Origin of the sequence: Sphingorhabdus sp. (assembly GCF_046596595.1) — a bacterium.
GTDB lineage: Bacteria > Pseudomonadota > Alphaproteobacteria > Sphingomonadales > Sphingomonadaceae > Sphingorhabdus_B.
The window spans coordinates 51,171-73,167 of sequence record NZ_JBKJMB010000064.1 but is presented as its reverse complement, the minus strand read 5'-3'; the positions used below and the strand labels follow the sequence as shown (position 1 = coordinate 73,167).

Sequence of the window (21,997 nt, the reverse complement as noted above, 5' to 3'; positions counted from 1 at the left end):
TATTTGCTTCATCCCGACCCTTGGCCAAAGGCACGGCATGTAAAACGCCGGATGATGAATGATGGTCCCGTCGACCTGATTGCGGCAAAGCTTAAACCCGGCGGCGAATTCAGGTTTGGCACCGACCATCCCGTTTATGTCCGCCACGCGCTGATGATCATGCAACGGCACAGGGACCAGTTTGATTGGGCCTGCAACGCAGCCTCAGATTTCCAGAACCGACCCGGCGGCTGGCCCGAAACCCGGTACGAGGCAAAGGCACGTCGGTCAGGACATGAAGTCTGGTATTTCCGCTATCAGCGCAAAATCCCCTAATCGCAGGCGCTCAATACGCGCGGCTGTCGGCGTCGACCTTATCCACCCATTCGGGGTAGAAACTTGGCTGGCGCTTTGACCATCCCGTTGCGGTGGCCGCAGCTTCGCTGATTGACTGTAGCAATATCTTGCGCTTGCTGGGCGGCAGATGCGGCATGGATGCCGCCGCGCAGAATGCCGCTGGCAACCATGGCCGCGCATCAGCGCCAATGAGGCGTTCGTACAAAAACCGATAGGCCGCGAAGCAATCGAGACGTCCCTGCCCCAGATCGAAGGCGGAAACCGTCACCAGTTGCGCCAAGAAAGGCTCGGCATCTTTCAGGACACTTGAATCAGGGATGGACGCCCGGATATCGGGCAACCGGTCGTAGAACTGATGCTGTGCGTCGATCGACGCCATCTCAACCGCATCACGCGACCAGACCGCAACAGCGTCCTTGCGGTCGAACGCTACATCCAACGACCGCCGAATGTAACGCTGCGTGGCTGCACTGAACCCGGCAAATTCCTTAATTTCGCCCAAAGTCAAAAAGCCAGGGCCGTCATGAGTAGTTTTCGTCATGGTATCATCCCCCTGTTACCACAGACTGCCATCATCGGCCCGACATGGTTAGCGAAGGATTAACAGCAGATACAGTAGAAAAACATTCGACGAAATTGGCGATGCATTCGACGAGAAACCGTGCAGATAGTGCAACTTGCTAAAATTCCGCTATGGAAAGATATGGAAAAGCTCTCGCCCCGCAGTGCGCTCATTGGCCACCAGATGGCATTGCTCACAATCGTCGGCTTTTGGGCCTTTTACGCGTTGATACTGTCGTTGCGCGCCGCGTTACTGGATTTTCCTGCGCAGGCCGTGTTGTTCGAACGTCGGCTGATGGTGGCGTTGGTGGGGGTTCTTGTGACATGGATCCTGTATGTTGGCTTGCGCATGGCAGACCGCCGGTCGCTTGGCTTTCGCGTGAGTGCAGCATTCATTGGCGCGATCCCGTGTGCGATGATCCTTGCCTCGGCCAATTTCTATATCTTCAACCTTTACGATCCGATCAGCCTGTTCAAAGACCCGAGCGTCGGGCGCACGATTGAAGATTTAAAGGCGCAATTGGGCCTGTCTTTTTGGCAGGAAATTGCCGACATTTCGGTGACGCACTATTTCTTCCTGATCGCATGGAGTTCGCTTTACGTCGCCATTGGCTATGCGCGCGAAGTCCGCGAGGCAGAGCGCAAAACATCACGTTTTGCCCAAGCGGCGCAGGACGCCGAATTGCGGTCGCTGCGTTATCAGGTCAATCCGCATTTCCTGTTCAACACGCTCAATTCGCTCTCAAGCCTTGTGATGACCGGAAAGCCCAAAGAGGCGGAAACGATGATCCAGAACCTGTCCAATTTTTACCGGACGAGCCTGTCGTCCGATCCGCTGGAAGACGTCACGCTTGAAGAAGAGGTTGAGCTTCAACGGCTTTATCTCGAAATTGAAAGCGTGCGTTATCCCAAGCGGCTGCGCGTCAGCATCAATATCCCGGACGAATTGTTGGGCCAGCATGTGCCGGCTTTGATCCTTCAGCCGTTGGTCGAAAATGCCATTAAATATGGCGTATCGCGCGCCGTCCGGCCGGTAGAAATTAACATTAGCGCAAAACGCGACGGCAATGTTCTTGTCTTGAGCGTCATTGATGATGGCGAAATAATGGATCTTGATCATGTTGGTGGAAACGGCATCGGTCTGGCCAACGTCCGCGACCGACTGGAGGCGCGCTATCGGTCGGCAGCGCGACTTGATACGCAAATATTAAAAAATGGAGGCTTTATTGCCATGCTGTATTTGCCTTTAAGCCATCGGATCACTGCATGAAGCGGCTGCGCACGTTGATCGTCGATGACGAACCCTTGGCGGTCGAACGCCTTGAAATATTAAGCAGTGACCATCCTGTCATCGAAATCGTGGGGACGGCAAATGACGGCGTAGAAGCGTTGCGCATTGCCCAACAGTTAACACCAGACCTGATATTCCTGGATATCGGCATGCCAAAGATGGACGGTATCAATGCTGCCCGCGCCTTGGGCCTGATGAGCAAAAAGCCCGCAATCATTCTTATCACGGCCTATGACAATTTTGCCGTGGAGGCCTTTGACCTCGACGTCGTTGACTATGTGTTGAAACCCGTTTCAAGCGAGCGACTTGGCCGAGCGATTACAAGAGCGTGCGGAACGCATGATGCCGAACATAAACCGCTGTCGCCAACGACAAAAACGGATAGCAGATACGCCCATGAATTTTGGGTGTCGCATCGCGCTGAACTCATCCGCATTGCCGCAATCGACATTGAACGGATCGAAGCCGAACGCGATTATATGCGTCTGCATACTGCAGGGCGAAGCTATTTGCTGCACCAGACGATTTCAACGCTTGAACAGAGGCTCGACCCCGAACAGTTTCAGCGCATTCACCGCAGCCACATCGTGCGCAGGGACCTCATCTCTGGCCTGCGCCATGAAGGCGGCGGCGTCTGGCACGCCTTGTTGGGCGAAGACCACTCGATGCGGATCGGCCGGAAATATTTGGCTGACGTTAAACGCCTGGCGGGCAAATAAAAACTCCGGCAGAAGCTGCCGGAGTTTCGCATGATTTTGAGTAATGTCTCAGTTGGTGCTGGCGCGTGCCGAACCATCAAATGCGAGGCGACGCTTTTCCATAAAAGCGGCAATGATCCGTTCGCCTTCTGGAACGGCCCGTTTGAATGCGTCCTGTTCACACGAACGTTTATCCTGCCGTTCTTCTATCGTGAACGCGCGAGGTGAACCGCAAACCTGCTTTACAGCCTGCTTGATCCGCATTTGGAGACGGTCACGTCCGGCAGGCGATGAAAGATCGAGGTCGGCGTGACGCACTTGTTTTGTTTTTGTGTCTGCCATCGCCGGAGCGGTCGCAAGGAGTGAAGACGCAACAGTTAATGACAATAGAATGAGCTTAGGGGTAGCCATAACTAATACCTTTCAAATGGCCGCTGCGTTAGGCAGTCAGCCAAAGGGGGGAGAGGGTTGCAGGCGGACCGACATCCGAAGCTGGGGAGCATGAAGAGAGCCCGGCCTGCGAGATGACATTTACCCCGACTGTGTTGCTCGCGCATGACAGTTTCGATTAAGCGCAAAGACAATCGACTGTTCGACCAGCGTCATGGCCAACATGTCAACTTGGTCGACGAACGACCAAAATCCTACTTTCGTCTATGGAATGGGGGTTAAATAAGACCGGCAAGCGGGCTTGAGGGGTCTGCATACATCCGCCGGCCCATGCGGCCAGCCAGATAGGCCATTCGGCCCGACTCGACAGCGAGCTTCATCGCAGTTGCCATTGCGATGGGGTTCTTCGCCTCGGCAATCGCCGTATTCATCAACACGCCGTCGCATCCCAGTTCCATAGCCACAGCAGCGTCGGAGGCAGTACCAACGCCAGCGTCCACCAGAACCGGCACCTTTGCGCCCTCAACAATTAAACGGATGGTGACGCGGTTTTGGATACCAAGCCCCGAACCAATCGGCGCGCCAAGCGGCATGACGGCAACCGCACCTGCATCTTCCAATTGCTTGGCGGCAATGGGATCATCGACGCAATACACCATCGGCAAAAAGCCTTCTTTCGCCAAAACCTCGGTCGCCTTCAACGTTTCGCGCATGTCGGGATACAGCGTTTTGGCTTCACCCAGCACTTCAAGCTTCACAAGATCCCAGCCGCCAGCCTCACGCGCCAGACGCAATGTCCGTATCGCGTCATCGGCAGTGAAACATCCTGCAGTATTCGGGAGATACGTATATTTCTTGGGGTCAATGAAATCGGTCAGCATCGGTGCATTGGGGTCGGATACATTTACCCGCCGCACAGCCACGGTGATGATTTCGGCCCCCGACGCCACCAATGCAGCGGCATTCTGTTCGAAATCCTTATACTTGCCAGTTCCGACAATCAGCCGCGAATTGAAATGGCGACCAGCTACGGACCAACCGTCATCCTGCCCGCCACCTACGAAATGGACAATCTCCAGCATGTCGCCGTCAGCAAGAACAACGTCCTCCAATGTCGAACGGGTAACAATCTCCAGATTACGTTCGACCGCGACCTTGGCCGGATCAAGGCCGATATCGCGGACCAGATCAGCGACAGTGGCTTGGCTGCGAAATCGGCGCAGCTCACCATTGAGCGTCAGGGAGATAGAATCGGGGGAAAGGGAAGAGGTCATTTCATCTCGCTATTTTCATTGAGGCGCATATAGTGCTTCAGGAACGCAGGGCGCAACCGCTGCTTTGACATAATCGGGGGACGTCATTTGGCTGACCAGCCAACTATCTTTGTTCTCAATGGACCAAATCTCAATTTGCTCGGCACAAGAGAACCCGAAATATACGGAACCGACACGCTTGATGACATCGCTGGACGGTTAGACGACCGTGCGCGTGCGTCGGGGGCAGTAATAGACTTTCGCCAGTCAAATCATGAAGGTCACCTCATCGACTGGCTGCAAGAGGCACAAGCGGTCGGCGCGAAGGCCGTGTTGTTGAACGCCGCTGGCTTCACACATAGTTCAATCGCGATTCTGGACGCAATCAAGGCGATCAACGTACCCGTATTCGAAGTGCATTTGTCCGACCCACAAAGCCGCGAACCTTTCCGGCATATGAGCTATGTCGGCATGGCGGCTAAGGCAGTATTTGCAGGTCATGGCGCGAAGTCGTACGAACTGGCGCTGGACGCGGCGTTGCAACTTTGACAATAGACGCTGAAAATCGATTTCAAGGGGGCAAGGAGTTTTAAATGGCGGCTAAGACAGGAACGAATGGCAGCATGCAGGTGGATACGGACCTCGTCCGCGAACTGGCCGCCATGTTGAACGACACAGGGCTCAGCGAGATTGCGGTTGAGGATGGCGACCGCAAAATTCGCGTGTCACGGACCATGACTGCAATTGCCGCGCCGGTGGCGGCTGCGCCCGTTGCGGCACAAACGGCTGCTCCGGCTGCCGCTGCTACACCAAGCGCGCCCGCAATATCCGCCAACGCGATGAAGTCTCCTATGGTCGGCACGGCCTATCTGACGCCAGAGCCTGATGCCGCGCCGTTTGTGAGCATTGGCCAGACAGTGAAGGCAGGTGACACTGTCCTCATCATCGAGGCGATGAAAGTTATGAACCCGATCGTTGCGGCGACTTCAGGGACGGTCACCGAAATTTACGTCGAAAGCGGCCAGCCGGTGGAGTTTGACCAGCCCTTGTTGGTGATTGCGTAAACATGGCCATTGAGAAAATCCTTATCGCCAACCGCGGCGAGATAGCGTTGCGCATCCACCGCGCGGCGCACGAAATGGGGATCAAGACGGTTGCGGTTCATTCAACCGCAGATGCGGACGCGATGCATGTCCGTCTGGCGGATGAAGCGATCTGCATTGGGCCGCCCTCTGCCACCGACAGTTATCTGAATATTCCGGCGATTATTTCGGCAGCCGAAATCAGCCATGCCGATGCGATCCACCCTGGCTATGGTTTCCTGTCGGAAAATGCGCAGTTCGCCGAAATCGTCGAGAGCCATAATATTAAATGGATTGGCCCCAAGCCCGAGCATATCCGCACGATGGGCGACAAGGTTGAGGCCAAACGCTCGGCGGGCGCATTGGGTCTGCCGCTTGTGCCCGGGTCCGACGGCGCAATCGAAGATGTGGACGAGGCCAAAGCGATCGCGCGCGAAATCGGCTATCCGGTCATCATCAAGGCGGCCTCCGGCGGTGGCGGTCGCGGCATGAAAGTCGTGAACAGCGAAGAAGAGCTTGAGAGCCAGATGCAGCAAGCCGGCTCCGAAGCCAAGGCGGCGTTTGGCGACGCGACGGTCTATCTCGAAAAATATCTCGGCAACCCGCGGCATATTGAGTTCCAGATTTTTGGCGATGGCAATGGCCAAGCTGTGCATTTGGGCGAGCGCGATTGTTCATTACAACGCCGCCATCAAAAGGTTCTGGAAGAGGCGCCTTCGCCCGTCCTAGCCACCGCAGAGCGCGATCGCATGGGAACCATCTGCGCCAAGGCGATGGCCGATATGGGCTATCGCGGTGCAGGCACCATCGAATTTCTGTGGGAAAATGGCGAGTTCTATTTCATCGAAATGAACACGCGGCTTCAGGTCGAACATCCCGTCACCGAAATGATCACCGGCATTGATTTGGTGCGCGAACAGATCCGCGTGGCAGAAGGCAAGCCGCTTTCGTTCACGCAAGAAGACGTGACCTTTACCGGACATGCCGTTGAATGCCGCATCAATGCCGAAGACCCGCGCACATTCATGCCATCGCCCGGAACGGTGACCTGGTATCACCCACCCGGCGGCCTTTATGTGCGCGTCGATAGTGGCCTCTATCACGGCTATAAGGTCCCGCCTTATTATGACAGCATGATTGCCAAGCTGATCGTCTATGGACAGACCCGCGAAGGTTGCCTTATGCGTCTGCGCCGTGCGCTTGGGGAATTCGTCATTGAAGGAATGAAGACCACCATTCCGCTACATCAGCGTCTGTTGGAGGAACCCGATTTCCAGAACGGCAATTACACCATCAAATGGCTTGAAGAATGGCTGGCGAAGGACGCGGAATAGTCCTTTCACGCCGTGAGGTGGCGTTCGGGCTGGCAGCGCTGCCGCTCTTGGGCTGTGCGCCTGTTGGTCCCGACAGCAATGTGCCGTTCATTCCAGCTAACGCAGCCGCTAGTCTTAAGCGTGATGATCCCAAACGACTGGTCGAACTTGTCACGCTTGATCCCGCAATCAAGCTCGACATGCGTTATGCGACCGCGAACAATTTCACTGGCCGCGTTTTATATGATGAGGCGCGCGCGTTTTTGGCGGCGCCAGCAGCACAGGCGGTTGCCCGCGCGAGCAAGGCTGCTCAGGCAGACGGGCTTGGCCTCACGATTTACGATGCCTATCGCCCATGGCGCATCACCAAGAAATTATGGGATGCAACGCCCGTTGGTCCGAAAAAGGAATATGTGGCAAACCCCAAAAACGGCTCCAAGCATAATCGTGGTTGCGCGGTGGATCTGACCTTGCATGATTTACGGACTGGCGCGCTTGTCGAAATGCCGAGCGAATTTGATGACTTTTCGGAAAAAGCGCATCGGGATTACATGGGGGCGTCGCCAGCAGCCATCGCCAACCGCGCACGCTTGGCAAGCTATCTGGAAGCTGTCGGTTTTGTTGGTCTATCAAACGAATGGTGGCATTTTGATTTTAAGGGGTGGGAAGCGTTTCCAGTGATGGACATTCCTTTCCATGCGATCCAATGATGCCCGTTCATCAAAACACATTCTTTCATGAACATGTATAAGCAGTTCAGCTTCGCTTCAGCAGAACCGGTCCAGACAGGGTGTAACGCAGAAGCATGGTGCCTCTGCCATGGGGACCTGCCATGAAAAAGTTTATCCTGATGACATTGGTTACCGCCACCGCGCTGTCACCCATGACGGCATATGCAGCCGACATTGCTCCAAGATTATCGAACGCGCGTTCGCTCGTTTCAGACAATGCCGGTTTCCAAAACGAAGACCGACGTGCTGAGCGTCAAGAGGCACGCGCCAACCGGACACCTGAGGAACGCGCAGAGCGCCGCGCCGAGCGTCAGCAAAATCGCGCTGCCCGTGTGGACGAAGCGCCAGCCTATGTGCCGCCGCCCGAGGCACCGCGTGCCGAACGCCAACGCGATAATGTGCGGATCGAACGACAACGTGATGTCGTCCGCGTCGAACCCCAGCCCGAAGCTGTCCGCGTGGACAGGCAACGCGCTGACGTCCGTGCGGAACGTCGTGAAGCGGGCCGAGATGGTCGCACTATCGATCGCAACCGCGATGCGGTGCGGACTGAGCGTCGTGACGCGAGCCAGGACGGCCGTTATTACGACCGAAACCGTGACGGCAATCTCGACCGCCGTTGGGACCAAAACCGCGATGGCAATCTTGACCGCAACTGGGATCGCAACCGTGACGGACGCCTTGATCGCCGATTTGACCGGAACGACGATGAACGTATCGACCGCCGTTACGACCGGAACCAGAATGGTCAGCTAGACCGCCGCGTTGATCGTAACAATGACGATAGGCTCGACCGCACACAGTCTGGACGTTGGACGAACAACTGGCGGAACGACAGTCGCTACGACTGGCGTGGCCACCGTCAACGCTACAGCAACTATTACCGCCCCGGTCGTTATTATTCGCCCTATCGTGGTCATAACTATAGCCGCATTTCCATCGGCTTTTCGTTAGGCTCGGGCTATTATGGATCGCGTTACTGGATTAATGACCCGTGGCAGTACCGCCTACCCGCCGCCTACGGTCCCTATCGTTGGGTGCGATATTATGACGATGTCTTGCTGGTAGATTTGCGCAACGGACGTGTTGTTGACGTCATTCGCGACTTCTTCTGGTGACCGACTAAAGTAAAAAGCCCGGGCATTTCGTGTCCGGGCTTTTTTGCTTGTAACATGGACAATTGCTGACCACTCTCCCCGCAATAAACATGGGAGAGATTTTTGATGTTCCGTTACATATTACTCGCAGGCGCTGCTGCTCTGATATCCGCACCTGTGTCCGCTGCCACACAAGCCATTGTGGTAGGCAATCTCATCCCTGATGCGGCTACTGGCCCAACTGGCCCTGCGGTTATCATTGTCGAGGATGGACGGATTAAAGAAATCATTCAGGGGACAGCGAAAAAGTTTGAGGCCGATATGGTTGTCGACCTTTCAACCAAGACGATGGTTCCGGGCCTGATTGATCTTCACGTGCATTTGACAGGCGACCCTGGCGACGATTTCCGCGACGAAGCGGTTAATCCCGACGAATGGGGCGTTGTCATGGGCGTCAAAAACGCGGCACTGACGGTAAAGGCTGGATTTACCACCGTGCGTGAGGCGGGGTCGGCGCAGAATACCGGTTTCGTCCTGCGCCGTGGAACGGCCGAAGGTCGCATCCTTGGACCACGGATTATTGCCGCTGGGCCAGCGCTCTCGATTGTCGGTGGACATGGTGATGTTACGGGTTTTCGCACAGATGTGCTTACTGCGCTCGAAACCGGCTATACATGCACTGGCCCCGTTGAGTGCGCGCAAAAGGTGCGCAAATCTGCGCGGGCTGGCGCGGACGTGATCAAGATTACCGCGACTGGCGGCGTGTTGTCGCAACAGGGACGTGGGCTGGAGGCACATTTTTCCAATGAAGAAATGGTCTCGATTACCAATACGGCGCACTCGCTTGGGTTGAAGGTTATGGCACACGCCCATGGCGCTCGGGGTATCGAGGCCGCATCGGCAGCTGGCATCGATTCGATCGAACACGGTACCTTTGCAGATGAAGCGGCGCTTAAGGTGATGAAGGCCAAAGGCACTGTACTGGTACCCACGCTAATGGCGCTTGAAGGCGTGCGGGCGCGGCTTGGCAAGGGCATCTATACGCCAACGGTTGAGGTGAAGGCAAAGCAGGCGCTTGAGTTTGCAGGTCGTCAGGTCAAGCTTGCCAAGGCGATGGGCGTGACGGTCGCCTTTGGCACCGACGCAGGCGTATTTGAACATGGCAGCAACGGTGGCGAATTTGCACTGCTGGTAAAGGCAGGGATGACGCCGACAGAAGCGCTCGCGAGCGCCACCACGGTCGCAGCTAAAACATTGGGCATGGAAAACGAAATCGGACGAATTGCGGTTGGCTATTCGGCTGATTTGGTTGCGGTAAATGAAAATCCGCTAACCAACATTCGTACCCTCGAAAAAGCTGAATGGGTCATGGTAAGAGGACGAATCGTTCCTTGATTCGGTGACCTCATGCAAGCAGATACGCCCGCCAAAGAATTTGACCCCAATAATGACCCGGCGAAGCTCGCGCGGATTGGAACGCATGTCACAAAACGATTGGATGCCAATCCGCTCGTGCAGCAAGTTGAGCATCCCGATGCACAACTTTATCTGTATCAGGGCTTTCTTGGAACAGCGGACTGCAAGACGTTGATCAAAAAGATCGATGCTGATGCGGTGCCCTCGACCTTGTACAAGGGTACCGAACAAGAGGGCTTCCGTACCAGTTTCAGCTGCCATCTTAACCGCTGGGACGCGTTCATCGCAAAAGTGGAAGCGCGGATGAGCGACGTTTTGGGCATCGACAATGATTATGCCGAAACGATGCAGGGACAACGCTATCAAGTGGGGCAGGAATTTAAGGCGCATCACGACTTTTTTCATCCAAGCCAAAGCTATTGGCTTCAAGAAGGCCCGGCGGGAGGCCAGCGCAGCTGGACCGCGATGATCTTCCTGAATGAACCCGAAGAAGGTGGCGCGACCGAATTCCCGCATCTTGGCCTCGGGGTGCGTCCGCAGGCCGGAATGATGCTCATCTGGAATAACGTAAATCCGGACGGGACGCTAAATTACAAAACCCTGCACTCGGGCACGCCAGTCATTCGTGGCACCAAACATGTCATCACCAAATGGTACCGCCAAAATGACTGGCTCGAAATCAACACCGCAAAGCCGTCCTGAAAGATTGAATGAATCGCCTGCGACGCGCTGACTGTCGTCTGTCGAAATCATCTTGTGCCTTGCTGTCCTAACGCAGACGGCAGGCGCGAACTGCCACCCCCATCAAATGGACGTGGCTGAAATAATTCCGGAGACTTTCCCATGACCATAAGACCCCAACTCCTTCTGCTCGCAAGTGCTGCCTTACTTTCGCCATTTGCCACGGTGGCGGCAGTTGCCCAGACAGTAGCGGCGCAGCCTGCAGCGACTGAAAGCCAGCGCCTTGCCGGCTTATTTGCCGCCGACGACGAGGCAAGTTTAAAGCGCAACCCTTTGAATGCCCTTTTCCGTGGCGACATGCGTTATGCCGACCATTTCGGCGATATGATCACGGACGAATATTTCGCAAATGAGCGTCGCGCGACTGAGGCGAATCTGGAGAATCTAAAGACCATCGACCGTGACAGACTGAATGCAACCGACAAGATCGCTTATGATGTGTTCAAGCTGAATCAGACCGAGGCGTTAAAAGGCTATTCGAAGGAAATCATGGACCTTAATGTGGTCCGCCCACTGAACCATTTTTTCGGTTACCACACGTTCTACCCTACCTTCGCCAGCGGTCAGGGTGCAGCGCCATTCAAAACGGTTGAGGATTACGACAACAACCTGAAGCGGCACAAGGAGTTCATATTGTTGATGGACCGATCGATTGACCGGTTCCGTCAGGGCATGGCATCCGGCGTCTTTGAAACGAAGATGACCATCGCCAACGTTGTTGATCAGCTCAATACGCAACTGGCGCAGAAGACCGAGGAGTCACCATATTATGGACCGGTCCAGAAGTTTCCAGAAGGATTTAGCGACGCGGACAAAGCGCGCCTGACCGCTGAGTATCGCGACATCATCGAAAATGGCCTTTACCCTGTGAACGCGCGTTTACGCGACTTTTTGCGCGACAGCTATTTGCCATTGGCGCGCGAACAGGTTGGATTGTCGTCAATGAAGGGCGGCGAAGTTTTGTATCAATATCTTATTGAGCAAACGACGACTTTGCCGCTGAAGGCGGATGACATCCATAATCTTGGCCTGTCCGAAGTGGCGCGGATCAAATCGGGTATGGAGGCAATCAAGAAAGAAGTCGGGTTCAAAGGCACCTTGCCCGAATTTTTCGAACATCTGCGCACTGATCCAAAGTTGAAGCCAACAAGCCGCGCGGCATTGACGCAAGGCTATTATGATATCGGCAAAAAGGTCGACGCGACTATTTCGACGCAGTTCAAATATCTTCCCAAAGCGCCGCTCGAGATCAAGCCTTATGAAGAGTTCCGCGAAAAATATGAAGCGGGCGGCAGCTACCAGCAAGGTACGCCCGACGGTTCGCGGCCCGGCACATTCTATTTCAACGCCTATGATCTGCCAAGCCGGACTACGCCCGGCATGACTACACTCTATCTGCACGAAGGTGCACCGGGGCACCATTTCCAGATCAGCATCGCGCAGGAAAATGAAAAGCTGCCCGCGTTCATGCGCTTTGGCGGGAACACCGCTTATGTCGAGGGATGGGCGCTATATTCTGAAACGCTTGGCTACGAGATGGGTCTGTTCAAGGATCCATATCAGCGGTTCGGGACGCTTTCGGACGAAATGCTGCGCGCGATGCGTCTGGTCGTCGATACCGGCATCCACAGCAAGCAATGGACCCGCGAGCAGGCCATCGACTATATGCTCGCAAACAGCGATATGGGCAAGACTGACGCGACCGCCGAGGTTGAACGTTACATCGCCATTCCGTCGCAAGCATTGGCTTACAAAATTGGTGCGCTCACAATCATGCGCCTAAAAGACAAGGCCAAGAAGGAATTGGGCAAAAAATTCGACGTGCGCGAATTCCACAATCAGGTTTTAAACACCGGTGCCTTGCCACTCACAATATTGGAACAAAAAATCGACGCATGGATCGCAGCGTCAAAGTAATCCGAGCGCTTCCCGGCAAGTGACCTTGGCGGGAAGCGAACAACTTGATTGGATCTGCACGTTGATATAGCCCCCTAAGCAGGGGGAATATTTCATGCCAAGTTTTGCCGCCAGCCTTGCTGGATTTGTTCTGCGGACCACCGGCTATTATCGCCGGATGTTTACAGGCGGGCCGCAGTTTCAAAAGAACATTGCCAAAGTCCGCGCCGCGCCGTTGCCCGAGCCTGCTGCCAAGTCCGACCTTGACCTGCGGCAAAGCGAATTTCAGGGCCGCCCTGTTTGGCGCATCGCGCCAAAGGACCGAAGCCCGAGCACACACGTGCTGTTCTGGCATGGTGGCGGCTATGTCTATCCGGCGACAGACATCCACTGGAAGTTTCTGTCGCATATGGCGTCGGTATATGGCTGGTCGATAACCGCGCCACTTTATCCGCTTGCTCCCGAAAATACAGCCGAACATATTACCGCTTGGGCCAGCGCCTATTATGCAACCTATCGCGCGGAGATCGGCTCTGCGCCGTTCGTCATGGGCGGGGACTCAGCAGGTGGCGGATTGACCGCCGCGCTGGCACAAATCGCGCGCGATTCCGGTGGTCCCTTACCCGCTGGCCTACTGCTCATTTGCCCATGGCTGAACTTGGACCCGGCACATCCCGACCAACTGAAGACCGAACCACGCGACGGAATATTGACGATCAGCGGCATTTCCGAAGGCGGCACATTATACGCAGGTGACCTGCCGCGCGACGACTCGAGGTGTAGCCCGATATTCGGTAACTGGGATGGCCTGCCGCCGATTTTGGCCTTTGCTGGCGGAGACGATATTTTGTTCACGGACTCAAGGGCCTTGAAATCCAAACTGCCGTCGGCGCAAGTGATCGAGCTTTCGGGCATGATGCACGACTGGCCGATTTTCAGCTTCAGCGAGTCGCGCACGGCGCAAGCAAAGATGGCTGACTTTGTCACGAAGGCCGTGACGTAGCGCATTTGCGCAGGTCGGCACGACGCGCTATTGTCTAGCGATGAACGGTAACGCATCATGCCGGCGGTAAAGGCAGCCAACCCACGCGAAGTTTTCGCTACCGAGGATTGGCGCGCGATTACCACAATTTCGCGCCGGCGCGGCATCTGGCTCGTGCTCCACGCATGGTTGGTCGTTGCACTCGCCGCTTTTGGCGGGGCTGCCGCGTTCAACTATCACTGGCTCGCCGGACTGTTGGCAATGCCGTTGGTGCTCGCCATATTGGGTGGACGGCAATTGGGGCTCTCAATCCTGATGCACGATGGTGCCCATGGCCTGTTGCACCCCGACCGCAAAACCAACAACTGGCTTGGACAATGGCCAACTGGTGCCGCTACGGGTAGCGACCTGTACGCCTATCGCGCCTATCACCTCACCCACCATAAGTTCACGCAGCAACCCGAAGACCCCGACCTGTCCCTGTCGGCCCCCTTCCCCACCAGCCGCGATAGCCTGCGCCGCAAGTTTATCCGTGATCTAACCGGGCAGACATTTTTCAAGCAACGGCGGTCGCAGTTCGCGGTTGCATGGCGCGGTGCAGAGGCAATGCTCAGCCGCGAACGCAGCGATGGCCAGCCAGATACAAATGCTGGCCGGGCGCTCAACCTGCAAAGCCGAAGCGGCCTTGATGCGCCCGTCGCAAACATTGAAGGCGCAAAGACGACAGCGCGCACGGTCGGGCGGTTCCTATGCGTTCAGGTGATTTTGCTGACGCTGTCTTTGCTTTTTTGGGGCGTAACACCTTACATACTTTGGCTCGCCGCGCTTGCCACGACCTTTCAGCTGTTCTTGCGCATTCGCAACATCGCTGAACATGCCTGCACGCCCACCGGAGGCGGCGATCCATTCACCCACGCCCGAACCACCTATGCCGGCGTCTTCGCGCGCATGACATTGGCGCCTTATTGGGTCAATTATCACAGCGAACATCATCTGTTCATGGGCGTGCCCTGCTACAATCTGGCGGCTACGCACCGATTGCTTGGAACCGGCGGCTATTATCCGCGCATGACGGTATCGCCGAATTACCGCGATGTCCTTTCACAGGCATCGGCTGTCCCTACAGCCAGCCTGAACGTTTGAATTTGAAATATAGCGTCAGGCAGATGGTTGCCATGACGCCGACGATTAGGAAATAGCCATATTCCCAATCAAGCTCGGGCATATGTTCAAAATTCATGCCGTAAATTCCCGCTATCGCGGTCGGCACCGCTAGGATCGCCGCCCAAGCAGCCAGTTGGCGCGTTATCGCTCCCTGCCTTTGCTGCTCCAACAATCCGCTGGTTTCGATGACTGAGGTCAACGTGTCGCGAAGGCCTTCAACGCGATAGACCAACCGGCGGACATGATCGAGGAGGTCGCGCATATAGGGGTAGATGTTCGCATCAACCTGCGGTAACTCAAGATTGATGATCCGGCTGATCAAATCTTCGGTCGGGCCCAAGATGCGCTGCCAACGGAACAGTTCACGGCGCAACATGAAAATGCGGGCGGTTTCCGTCGTGCGCAGGAAATTTGCGATGGCCTGCTCTTCCATTGCGAGCACCTTTTCCTCCATCACATCGACCAGATCGCTGTAGCCGTCGACAATGAAGTCCAAAATCGCATGCAAAACATAATCGGCACCTTGCTTCAACAACCAGGGGGTTGCTTCAAGCTGTGACCGGACGGGGCTGTGCGATCGTTCCGACCCATGCCGTACTGTGATAATGAATTGCCGCCCCATGAAGATCGCTGTGTTACCGTAAACAATCTTATCATGAATCAGCTGCGGCGTTCGGATCACCAGAAACAGATGATCGCCATATACATCGACCTTTGGCAAGTGCCTCGGATCGAGCGCGTCTTCGACCGCAAGCGGATGGAGGCCGAAATGATCCTGAACGCGTTTCAGCATGCCGTCATCGGGCTCATGCAGACCGATCCAGATAAAATCCTCGGGACGCGTGATATGCGGTATCGGCTTATCAAGGTCGATTTCGTCCGCGACCTTCCCATCATGGTACAGGCGCGCGGCGACAGTTGTCACGCAAGCGCCTCTGCAATCAATTTGCGGCTGTTTGAAAGGCCGTAAAGCTGAATGAAGCTGCCCATACGCGGGCCAGCGCTCGACCCGAGCAGAGTCTCGTACAAGGCCTTGAACCAATCGCGCAGGTTTTCAAATCCGCCCTCTTTGCCGATCTCGTAAACGATATTCTGGATATCTTCAGCGGTTGCATCAGCAGGCAGTTCAGCAAGCCGTGCATCGAGCGTCTGCAACGCGGCCACCTCGACGCCGACGGGCTTGCGCTTCTGCAAAGTTGGCGCAACAAAATCCCGGTTATAGGCAAGCGCTATCGGAATAAGCTCGGCAAGCTCAGGTGCATTTTCGGCCGAGACATTTTCGGCGTAATTGCCAAGATAGGCCCAGACCTGCTCTTCGGTCGCGCCTGCACCCATCACGCCGACAAGGTTCAGCAAAAGCCCAAAGGTCACCGGCGGCTGACCGCTTGGTACCTGCCCGTTGTGGACATGGTGAACCGGGTTGCCCAGCCGTTTTTCGATTGGTTGATCATGCCATTGGGCCCGGAACTGGAAATATTCGTCGACCGCCTTGGGAACGACGCCCAAATGCAGTTGCTTTGCACTTTTAGGCTCGCGAAAGGCGTAAAAGGCAACGCTGTTTTCGGTGCCATATTTCAGCCAGTCTTCAAGCGCGAGGCCATTGCCCTTCGACTTCGAAATCTTCTCGCCTTTTTCATCAAGGAACATTTCGTAAATCAGGCTTTCGGGCGGACGACCGCCAAGCACGCGTGCGATCTTGCCCGACTGCACGCCGCTGTCGGTCAGGTCCTTGCCATACATTTCATAATCAACGCCAAGTGCGACCCAGCGCATCGCCCAATCGACTTTCCACTGAAGCTTGGATTTGCCGCCCAGCACCGATTGGGTGACCATGTCGCCATTGTCGTCAAAACGGATAAGACCAGCTTCGGCATCCACAACTTCGACGGGCACTTGAAGCACCACACCGGATTTTTCGCTGATCGGCAGGATGGGCGAATAGGTTGCCGCGCGCTCCTTGCGCAAGGTCGGCAACATAATGTCCAATATACCCTGATAATTGCGCAGCACATTTTTCAGCGCAAAATCGAACGCACCGCTTTCATATTGCGACGAAGACGAGATAAATTCATATTCAAAACCGAACTGGTCAAGGAAGGCGCGCAGCATCGCATTATTGTGCGCAGCGAAGCTTTCGAACTTTTCGAACGGGTCTGGGATGCGCGAGAGCGGTTTACCGAGATGTTCGGCCAGCATCGCCTGGTTCGGCACATTGTCGGGCACTTTGCGCAGGCCGTCCATATCGTCTGAAAATTCGATGAGCCGCGATGGCACATCGGACAAGGTCCGGAATGCGTTGCGGACCATGGTCGTGCGCAACACTTCGTTAAATGTGCCAATATGCGGCAGGCCTGACGGACCATAGCCACATTCAAAAATGATCGCCTGACCATCGGCTTTGCCATTGGAATAGCGTTTCAACAAACGCCGCGCCTCTTCATAAGGCCAGGCTTTTGATGCCATTGCTATATCGCGAAGGTCAGTCACTTGTTGCTCTTTCGTTCCAAACACGCCTATCAGAGGCAATGGAAACTCCCCTAGCCTTTCCTGCGCTCCATGCAAGCCATGCCGGTATCTGGATGGGCTCCAACCGCGGGCAAGTGCAGACGATTGGTAAGGGTGAAGCCGCAGGCCGCGCCGCCGAAACGCCCATGATCATGCTCAACGCGCCTTTGGTTGCGCAGCGGCTTGGCTATGCGGACTTGTCGGGGCTCGACCTGCTTGAGCTTTACGCATTTGTTTACCCAGCGCGGTTTGCAGTGCCCACGCCGAAGGGATTGGCCAAGGCATTAGACCTGACCGCGCCGACGACCGATCAGGATGTTCCACAATTCCTTATACTGGCCGCACGCAAATTGCTGTCGGTGTTGGTCGATCCATCATGGGCCGAGCGTGAGGGCGCGTGGGACTCGGCACAGGCACTTATGCGGCTGCGCTGGCCATGGGCCAATCTGGTTCTGGCGCAGCTGAAAAAGCCTGAACGTCCCGAACGTTGGTTGTTCAGCCGTTTGCCCGAATGGGAGGAGGCACCGCCACGCACGCCGCCGCGCGTCGTCACGCTTCAGGCAGAGGCTGTGCAACAACGTCTGGCGGCGCTGGTCGGCGGCTCTGCCGAAACGCGGCAAGGTCAGCGTGACTTTGCGCAAGCCGCCGCAAACATCTTTGCGCCGCGCACCCGCAAGGGCGAACCACATATGCTGCTGGCGGAGGCAGGAACTGGGATTGGCAAGACGCTTGGTTATCTCGCGCCAGCAAGCCTATGGGCGACCGCCGCCGACGGAACGGTTTGGATCTCTACTTTCACCAAGGCGCTCCAGCGGCAGCTGGTGCGTGAGGCGAAACGTATTTACCCCGATCATGAAACCTTCAAGTCCAAGGTCGTCGTCCGCAAGGGGCGCGAGAATTATCTGTGCCTGCTTAACCTCGAAGACGCGCTGCAAGGCGGTTTTGCAGGACGCGCCGCGATCCTTGCGCATCTGGTCGCGCGCTGGGCGGCGTATTCGCACGATGGCGACATGGTCGGCGGGGATTTGCCGGGTTGGCTTCCTACATTGTTCCGACGCAATGGCTCGACCGCACTCACCGACAGGCGCGGTGAATGCATTTACGCCGGATGTCCGCATTACAAAAAATGCTTCATCGAACGCGCAGCCCGTTCGTCGGTGCAAGCCGAAATCGTCATCGCCAATCACGCGCTGATGATGGTCAACGCAGCGCGCGGCCGCGACGAGCAAAACCGGCCAAGCCGGATCATCTTTGATGAAGGCCATCATTTGTTTGATGCGGCAGATTCGATGTTTGCCGCCGCCCTGACGGGGCAGGAAACCATTGAGTTGCGCCGCTGGGTCATTGGGCCGGAGGGCAAAGCGCGCGGGCGGCGGCGTGGGCTTTCGGCACGGCTCGCGGATGTCGCATCTTATGATGAAGAAGGTGGTCTTGCCATTGAAATGGCGCGCTTGGCCGCCGAAGCCTTGCCAGCCGAGGGTTGGCTGGCAAGACTAAGTGAGGGTACGCCATCTGGTCCGGTGGAACGCCTGCTCGCGGCTATCCGGAATATGGTGTTCGCCCGCGACGAAACCAACGCGACCGAAGGCGGATATGGCCTGGAAACCGAACTTGCCGATCCTGATGCTGCGGTCGTCGACGCCGCCGCCGATGCAGCGATTGCGCTGGAGGCGCTAGCAAGGCCGCTGACGGTGCTTGGGCAGCGATTGGAGGCGATGGTAGCCGATCCGCCCGATTGGCTTGATGGCAGCGCCCGGGCGCGCGTAGAGGGGGCCATGGCGAGCCTTAGCTGGCGCATCGATACCGTACGTTCCTGGATTTCGATGCTGGCGCGTGCAGTCGGCCCCGTGGATCCCGAATTTGTCGACTGGCTTGCGATCGACCGCTTTGAAGGGCGCGAAATGGACATTGGCATGCACCGGCGCTGGCTTGACCCAATGAAGCCGGTTGCCGAAATCGTGCTTAAGCCAAGCCATGGCGTACTCGCGACATCGGCGACGCTGCGCAGCGGCGGCGACTGGAAAAATGCCGAGGCGCGCACTGGCGCAGTGCATCTTGACCGGCCCGCTACGCATTTTTCGGCCATCAGTCCGTTCGATTATACCGCGCAGGCCGAAGTTTTGATCGTGACGGATATCAAAAAAGGCGATCCTGCGGCACTCGCTGGCGCTTATGCGTCGCTCATCAGCGCATCAGGTGGCGGCGTGCTTGGCCTTTTCACAGCGATCCGTCGGTTGCGGTCGACCTATGCGCGCATCGCCGACCGTCTGGCGCGCGATGGCCTACCCTTATATGCGCAGCATGTAGACCCGATCGATACCGGAACTTTGGTCGATATTTTCCGCGACGATCCGCATGCCAGCCTGCTGGGTACCGATGCCTTGCGCGATGGCGTGGACGTTCCGGGTCATTCGTTGCGGCTGGTGATCATGGAGCAAATTCCCTGGCCCCGCCCCGACATATTGCACCGCGCGCGCCGGTTGAAAAACGGCGGTATCGATTTTGATGACCGCATCATCCGCGCCAAAATGGCGCAGGCCTTTGGCCGCTTGATCCGCAGCGCAGGGGACAAGGGGCATTTTGTGTTGCTCTCACCGGCTGTACCAAGCCGGCTGTTGTCTGCATTTCCGCCCGGTACACCCATCCGCCGTGTTACTTTGGAGGAGGCCGTCAATTCGGTGAAAACAGGACTTCCGCCCGTCACAGAATTCCGGCAGGAGACGGACGACCGTCTGGAAGAGAGCAACCCGATTTGACATTTACCCTCACTTTATTTCGCCATGCCAAGTCGAGTTGGGATGATAGCGTCCCGCGCGATTTCGACCGACCGCTCAACAACCGCGGCGAAAAGGCAGCCGTCACCATGGGCACGTGGGTAAAGCGGACCGGATTGGCGTTTGACCATGTGGTCGCAAGCCCGGCGGTCAGGGTAATCGAAACGATCGACCAGTTCGTGAAGGGCACTGGCCAGCGGGTCGATCCGAATTGGGATCGCCGCATCTATCTCGCGTCATCAGCGACATTGATGGATGTTCTGCGCGACCAATCGGATGAACATAAAAATGTGCTGATGGTGGGGCATAACCCCGGCTTGGAGGACCTTGTGCTCGATCTGTGCCCGGATGACGGCACATCGGTGTTGCGCGCATCGGTGTGGGAGAAATATCCTACGGCAGCCATTGCGCAAATGGAACTGCGCGTGGGCCATTGGTCGCAGCTTGAGCGCGGTTTGGGCCAGCTTACGCATTTCATCCGTCCGCGCGATCTTGACCCTGACCTTGGACCCGAGGACGAATGACACCGATTAACTGGCGTAAGGCTGTCGCAGACGACGCAGAAGCTCTAGCCTATCTTGGCGCGGCAACCTTTATGGCGACTTTCGCATTTGACCATCCCGGCCAACCGCTCGTTGAACATCTGCGGACCGAACATAGCGTAGCTTATTATGCAGACGCGCTGGCCAAGCCAGATATTGATATTATCCTGGGCGAAACACCGCTTGGGGCGGCGGTCGCTTACGCCATGCTGACACCTCCCTCGCATGCCGACCTGCAACAAGATGGCGACGTTGAACTCAAACGCATTTACCTGCTTGGTCCTTGGCAAGGCGGCGGCAATGGCAAAGCCTTGCTTGATCAAGTGCTGATCCGCGCGCAACAACGGGGCGCAAAGCGCTTGTTACTGGCAGTATATGAAAATAACGAACGCGCCGTTGCGTTTTACGAACGCGCAGGATTTGTACCTATCGGCGAAACCATATTCATGGTGGGCCAGATTCCATTCCGCGACATGGTATACGCCCGGATGATGGGCTGAATTAAGCTGAAGCTAAAGCAGCCGCCAGCCGGTCCCGCACCGCTTGCAGGGCGCGCCTGTCGAAACCGGAGCCCTGCTGCGGTGGCGCAGACAATTCAGCAGGCGCAGCTTTCGGTTCGCCCTCGGTCAGGAAACGCCGCGCACCTTTTACAGTATAGCCTTCGCTGTATAGCAAGCGGTGAATGACGTGCAGCAGGGCGACGTCTTCCGGACGATACAGCCGCCGCCCGCCTGCACGGGTTAGCGGCTTCAACATGGGAAATTGCTCTTCCCAATATCGCAAGATGTGCGTGCGCACGCCCAATGCGTCGGCCATTTCCCCAATTGTACGGAAAGCGTCAGCCGATTTTTCGAGCATATCGTCCTATTTTACCTTTTGGCGCATGCCTTGGCTGGCACGGAATGTGAGAACCCTGCGCGGTGTAATTGGCACTTCCACCCCGGTTTTTGGGTTACGCCCGATGCGCTGTCCCTTGTCCCGCAGAACAAAGGTACCAAAACCGGAAATTTTGACATTGTCACCGTCGAGTAATGCACCGGTCATATGACCAAGTATGGATTCAATCATCGCGGCGGCATCCGCCCGCGACAAACCTATTTGACGGTTAAGCATTTCGGCCAAATCGGCACGCGTTAAAGTTCCTGTATCAGCCATTTTTCGTCTCCGGACCTGCGACTTCTGATGGGATTTGTTGATAACATACAATGAAATTTGAAATAGTAAA

The 21,997-nt window shown here is 56.2% G+C and carries 23 protein-coding genes; 16 read left to right on the top strand and 7 right to left on the bottom strand.

Translation table 11 applies throughout. The features are described from left to right. Positions 1–315: tRNA (guanine(46)-N(7))-methyltransferase TrmB (gene trmB, locus ACLL9E_RS07095; protein ID WP_411291035.1), on the top strand; the 315-nt coding region annotated here is incomplete at its 5' end. Between the two features lie 10 nt (positions 316–325). Here the strand turns inward: trmB and ACLL9E_RS07090 are convergent. After that, a complete protein-coding gene (locus ACLL9E_RS07090) occupies positions 326–877 on the bottom strand; it encodes a hypothetical protein (RefSeq protein ID WP_411291034.1) in 552 nt (183 codons plus the stop codon). A gap of 162 nt (positions 878–1,039) precedes the next feature. On the opposite strand from ACLL9E_RS07090, the gene ACLL9E_RS07085 reads away from it, so the two are divergent. Both ACLL9E_RS07085 and ACLL9E_RS07080 read left to right on the top strand, forming a co-directional pair. Beyond that, a complete protein-coding gene (locus ACLL9E_RS07085) occupies positions 1,040–2,167 on the top strand; it encodes a sensor histidine kinase (RefSeq protein WP_411291033.1) in 1,128 nt (375 codons plus the stop codon). Further along, complete coding sequence (locus tag ACLL9E_RS07080) at positions 2,164–2,907, top strand: LytR/AlgR family response regulator transcription factor (RefSeq protein WP_411291032.1); 744 nt, start codon at positions 2,164–2,166, stop codon at positions 2,905–2,907. Before ACLL9E_RS07085 ends, ACLL9E_RS07080 begins: the two co-directional genes overlap by 4 nt. A gap of 48 nt (positions 2,908–2,955) precedes the next feature. Here ACLL9E_RS07080 and ACLL9E_RS07075 read toward each other — a convergent pair whose 3' ends face one another. Next, a complete protein-coding gene (locus ACLL9E_RS07075) occupies positions 2,956–3,297 on the bottom strand; it encodes a UrcA family protein (protein ID WP_411291031.1) in 342 nt (113 codons plus the stop codon). A gap of 257 nt (positions 3,298–3,554) precedes the next feature. Continuing rightward, positions 3,555–4,550 carry a sulfur carrier protein ThiS gene (thiS, locus tag ACLL9E_RS07070; protein ID WP_411291030.1) on the bottom strand — a complete coding sequence of 332 codons (996 nt, stop codon included), beginning with the start codon at positions 4,548–4,550 and terminating at the stop codon, positions 3,555–3,557. 87 nt (positions 4,551–4,637) lie between these two features. Between thiS and ACLL9E_RS07065 the strand changes: the two genes are divergently transcribed. The 10 genes from ACLL9E_RS07065 (at position 4,638) to ACLL9E_RS07020 (ending at position 14,930) form a co-directional block, all read left to right on the top strand. Continuing rightward, positions 4,638–5,078: a type II 3-dehydroquinate dehydratase gene (locus ACLL9E_RS07065; protein WP_411291029.1), complete on the top strand. Its 441-nt coding sequence runs from the start codon at positions 4,638–4,640 to the stop codon at positions 5,076–5,078. A gap of 44 nt (positions 5,079–5,122) precedes the next feature. Then, positions 5,123–5,593 carry an acetyl-CoA carboxylase biotin carboxyl carrier protein gene (accB, locus tag ACLL9E_RS07060; RefSeq protein ID WP_411291028.1) on the top strand — a complete coding sequence of 157 codons (471 nt, stop codon included), beginning with the start codon at positions 5,123–5,125 and terminating at the stop codon, positions 5,591–5,593. Between the two features lie 2 nt (positions 5,594–5,595). Then, on the top strand, positions 5,596–6,945 hold the full coding sequence (gene accC, locus ACLL9E_RS07055; protein ID WP_411291027.1) for an acetyl-CoA carboxylase biotin carboxylase subunit: 1,350 nt from the start codon (positions 5,596–5,598) through the stop codon (positions 6,943–6,945). Then, on the top strand, positions 6,921–7,634 hold the full coding sequence (locus tag ACLL9E_RS07050; RefSeq protein WP_411291026.1) for a M15 family metallopeptidase: 714 nt from the start codon (positions 6,921–6,923) through the stop codon (positions 7,632–7,634). The genes accC and ACLL9E_RS07050 overlap by 25 nt, the downstream gene beginning before the upstream one ends. Before the next feature lie 122 nt (positions 7,635–7,756). Continuing rightward, entirely contained in the window at positions 7,757–8,773 is a 1,017-nt protein-coding gene (locus ACLL9E_RS07045) for an RcnB family protein (protein ID WP_411291025.1), read from the top strand. A gap of 105 nt (positions 8,774–8,878) precedes the next feature. Then, complete coding sequence (locus ACLL9E_RS07040; RefSeq protein ID WP_411291024.1) at positions 8,879–10,147, top strand: amidohydrolase family protein; 1,269 nt, start codon at positions 8,879–8,881, stop codon at positions 10,145–10,147. Positions 10,148–10,159: 12 nt separating this feature from the next. Further along, entirely contained in the window at positions 10,160–10,870 is a 711-nt protein-coding gene (locus ACLL9E_RS07035) for a prolyl hydroxylase family protein (protein WP_411291023.1), read from the top strand. A 141-nt stretch (positions 10,871–11,011) separates the two neighbouring features. Continuing rightward, positions 11,012–12,826, top strand: coding sequence for a DUF885 domain-containing protein (locus ACLL9E_RS07030; protein WP_411291022.1), 1,815 nt, complete (start codon positions 11,012–11,014; stop codon positions 12,824–12,826). 94 nt (positions 12,827–12,920) lie between these two features. Beyond that, positions 12,921–13,808: an alpha/beta hydrolase fold domain-containing protein gene (locus ACLL9E_RS07025; protein ID WP_411291021.1), complete on the top strand. Its 888-nt coding sequence runs from the start codon at positions 12,921–12,923 to the stop codon at positions 13,806–13,808. 57 nt (positions 13,809–13,865) lie between these two features. Beyond that, on the top strand, positions 13,866–14,930 hold the full coding sequence (locus tag ACLL9E_RS07020; RefSeq protein ID WP_411291020.1) for a fatty acid desaturase family protein: 1,065 nt from the start codon (positions 13,866–13,868) through the stop codon (positions 14,928–14,930). Here ACLL9E_RS07020 and ACLL9E_RS07015 read toward each other — a convergent pair. Both ACLL9E_RS07015 and ACLL9E_RS07010 read right to left on the bottom strand, forming a co-directional pair. Then, the gene (locus ACLL9E_RS07015) at positions 14,908–15,876 is read right to left on the bottom strand and encodes a magnesium and cobalt transport protein CorA (protein WP_411291019.1); all 969 of its coding nucleotides are present in this window, start codon (positions 15,874–15,876) and stop codon (positions 14,908–14,910) included. The genes ACLL9E_RS07020 and ACLL9E_RS07015 overlap by 23 nt on opposite strands. Continuing rightward, positions 15,873–17,414, bottom strand: coding sequence for a lysine--tRNA ligase (locus ACLL9E_RS07010; protein ID WP_411291041.1), 1,542 nt, complete (start codon positions 17,412–17,414; stop codon positions 15,873–15,875). Before ACLL9E_RS07010 ends, ACLL9E_RS07015 begins: the two co-directional genes overlap by 4 nt. Positions 17,415–17,476: 62 nt before the next feature. Here ACLL9E_RS07010 and ACLL9E_RS07005 point away from each other — a divergent pair, with 62 nt between their 5' ends. From ACLL9E_RS07005 to ACLL9E_RS06995, 3 genes are read left to right on the top strand one after another with little or no spacing between them, the layout of a single operon-like run. Continuing rightward, on the top strand, positions 17,477–20,212 hold the full coding sequence (locus ACLL9E_RS07005) for an ATP-dependent DNA helicase (RefSeq protein ID WP_411291018.1): 2,736 nt from the start codon (positions 17,477–17,479) through the stop codon (positions 20,210–20,212). Then, on the top strand, positions 20,209–20,754 hold the full coding sequence (locus ACLL9E_RS07000) for a SixA phosphatase family protein (RefSeq protein ID WP_411291017.1): 546 nt from the start codon (positions 20,209–20,211) through the stop codon (positions 20,752–20,754). Before ACLL9E_RS07005 ends, ACLL9E_RS07000 begins: the two co-directional genes overlap by 4 nt. Beyond that, positions 20,751–21,272, top strand: a complete 522-nt coding sequence (locus ACLL9E_RS06995; protein WP_411291016.1) for a GNAT family N-acetyltransferase — start codon at positions 20,751–20,753, stop codon at positions 21,270–21,272. Before ACLL9E_RS07000 ends, ACLL9E_RS06995 begins: the two co-directional genes overlap by 4 nt. 1 nt (position 21,273) lies before the next feature. Here the strand turns inward: ACLL9E_RS06995 and ACLL9E_RS06990 are convergent, their stop codons facing one another. Both ACLL9E_RS06990 and ACLL9E_RS06985 read right to left on the bottom strand, forming a co-directional pair. Continuing rightward, the gene (locus tag ACLL9E_RS06990; protein ID WP_411291015.1) at positions 21,274–21,630 is read right to left on the bottom strand and encodes a MerR family transcriptional regulator; all 357 of its coding nucleotides are present in this window, start codon (positions 21,628–21,630) and stop codon (positions 21,274–21,276) included. A 6-nt stretch (positions 21,631–21,636) separates the two neighbouring features. Next, positions 21,637–21,969: an integration host factor subunit alpha gene (locus ACLL9E_RS06985; RefSeq protein ID WP_411291040.1), complete on the bottom strand. Its 333-nt coding sequence runs from the start codon at positions 21,967–21,969 to the stop codon at positions 21,637–21,639. Positions 21,970–21,997 lie beyond the last annotated feature (28 nt).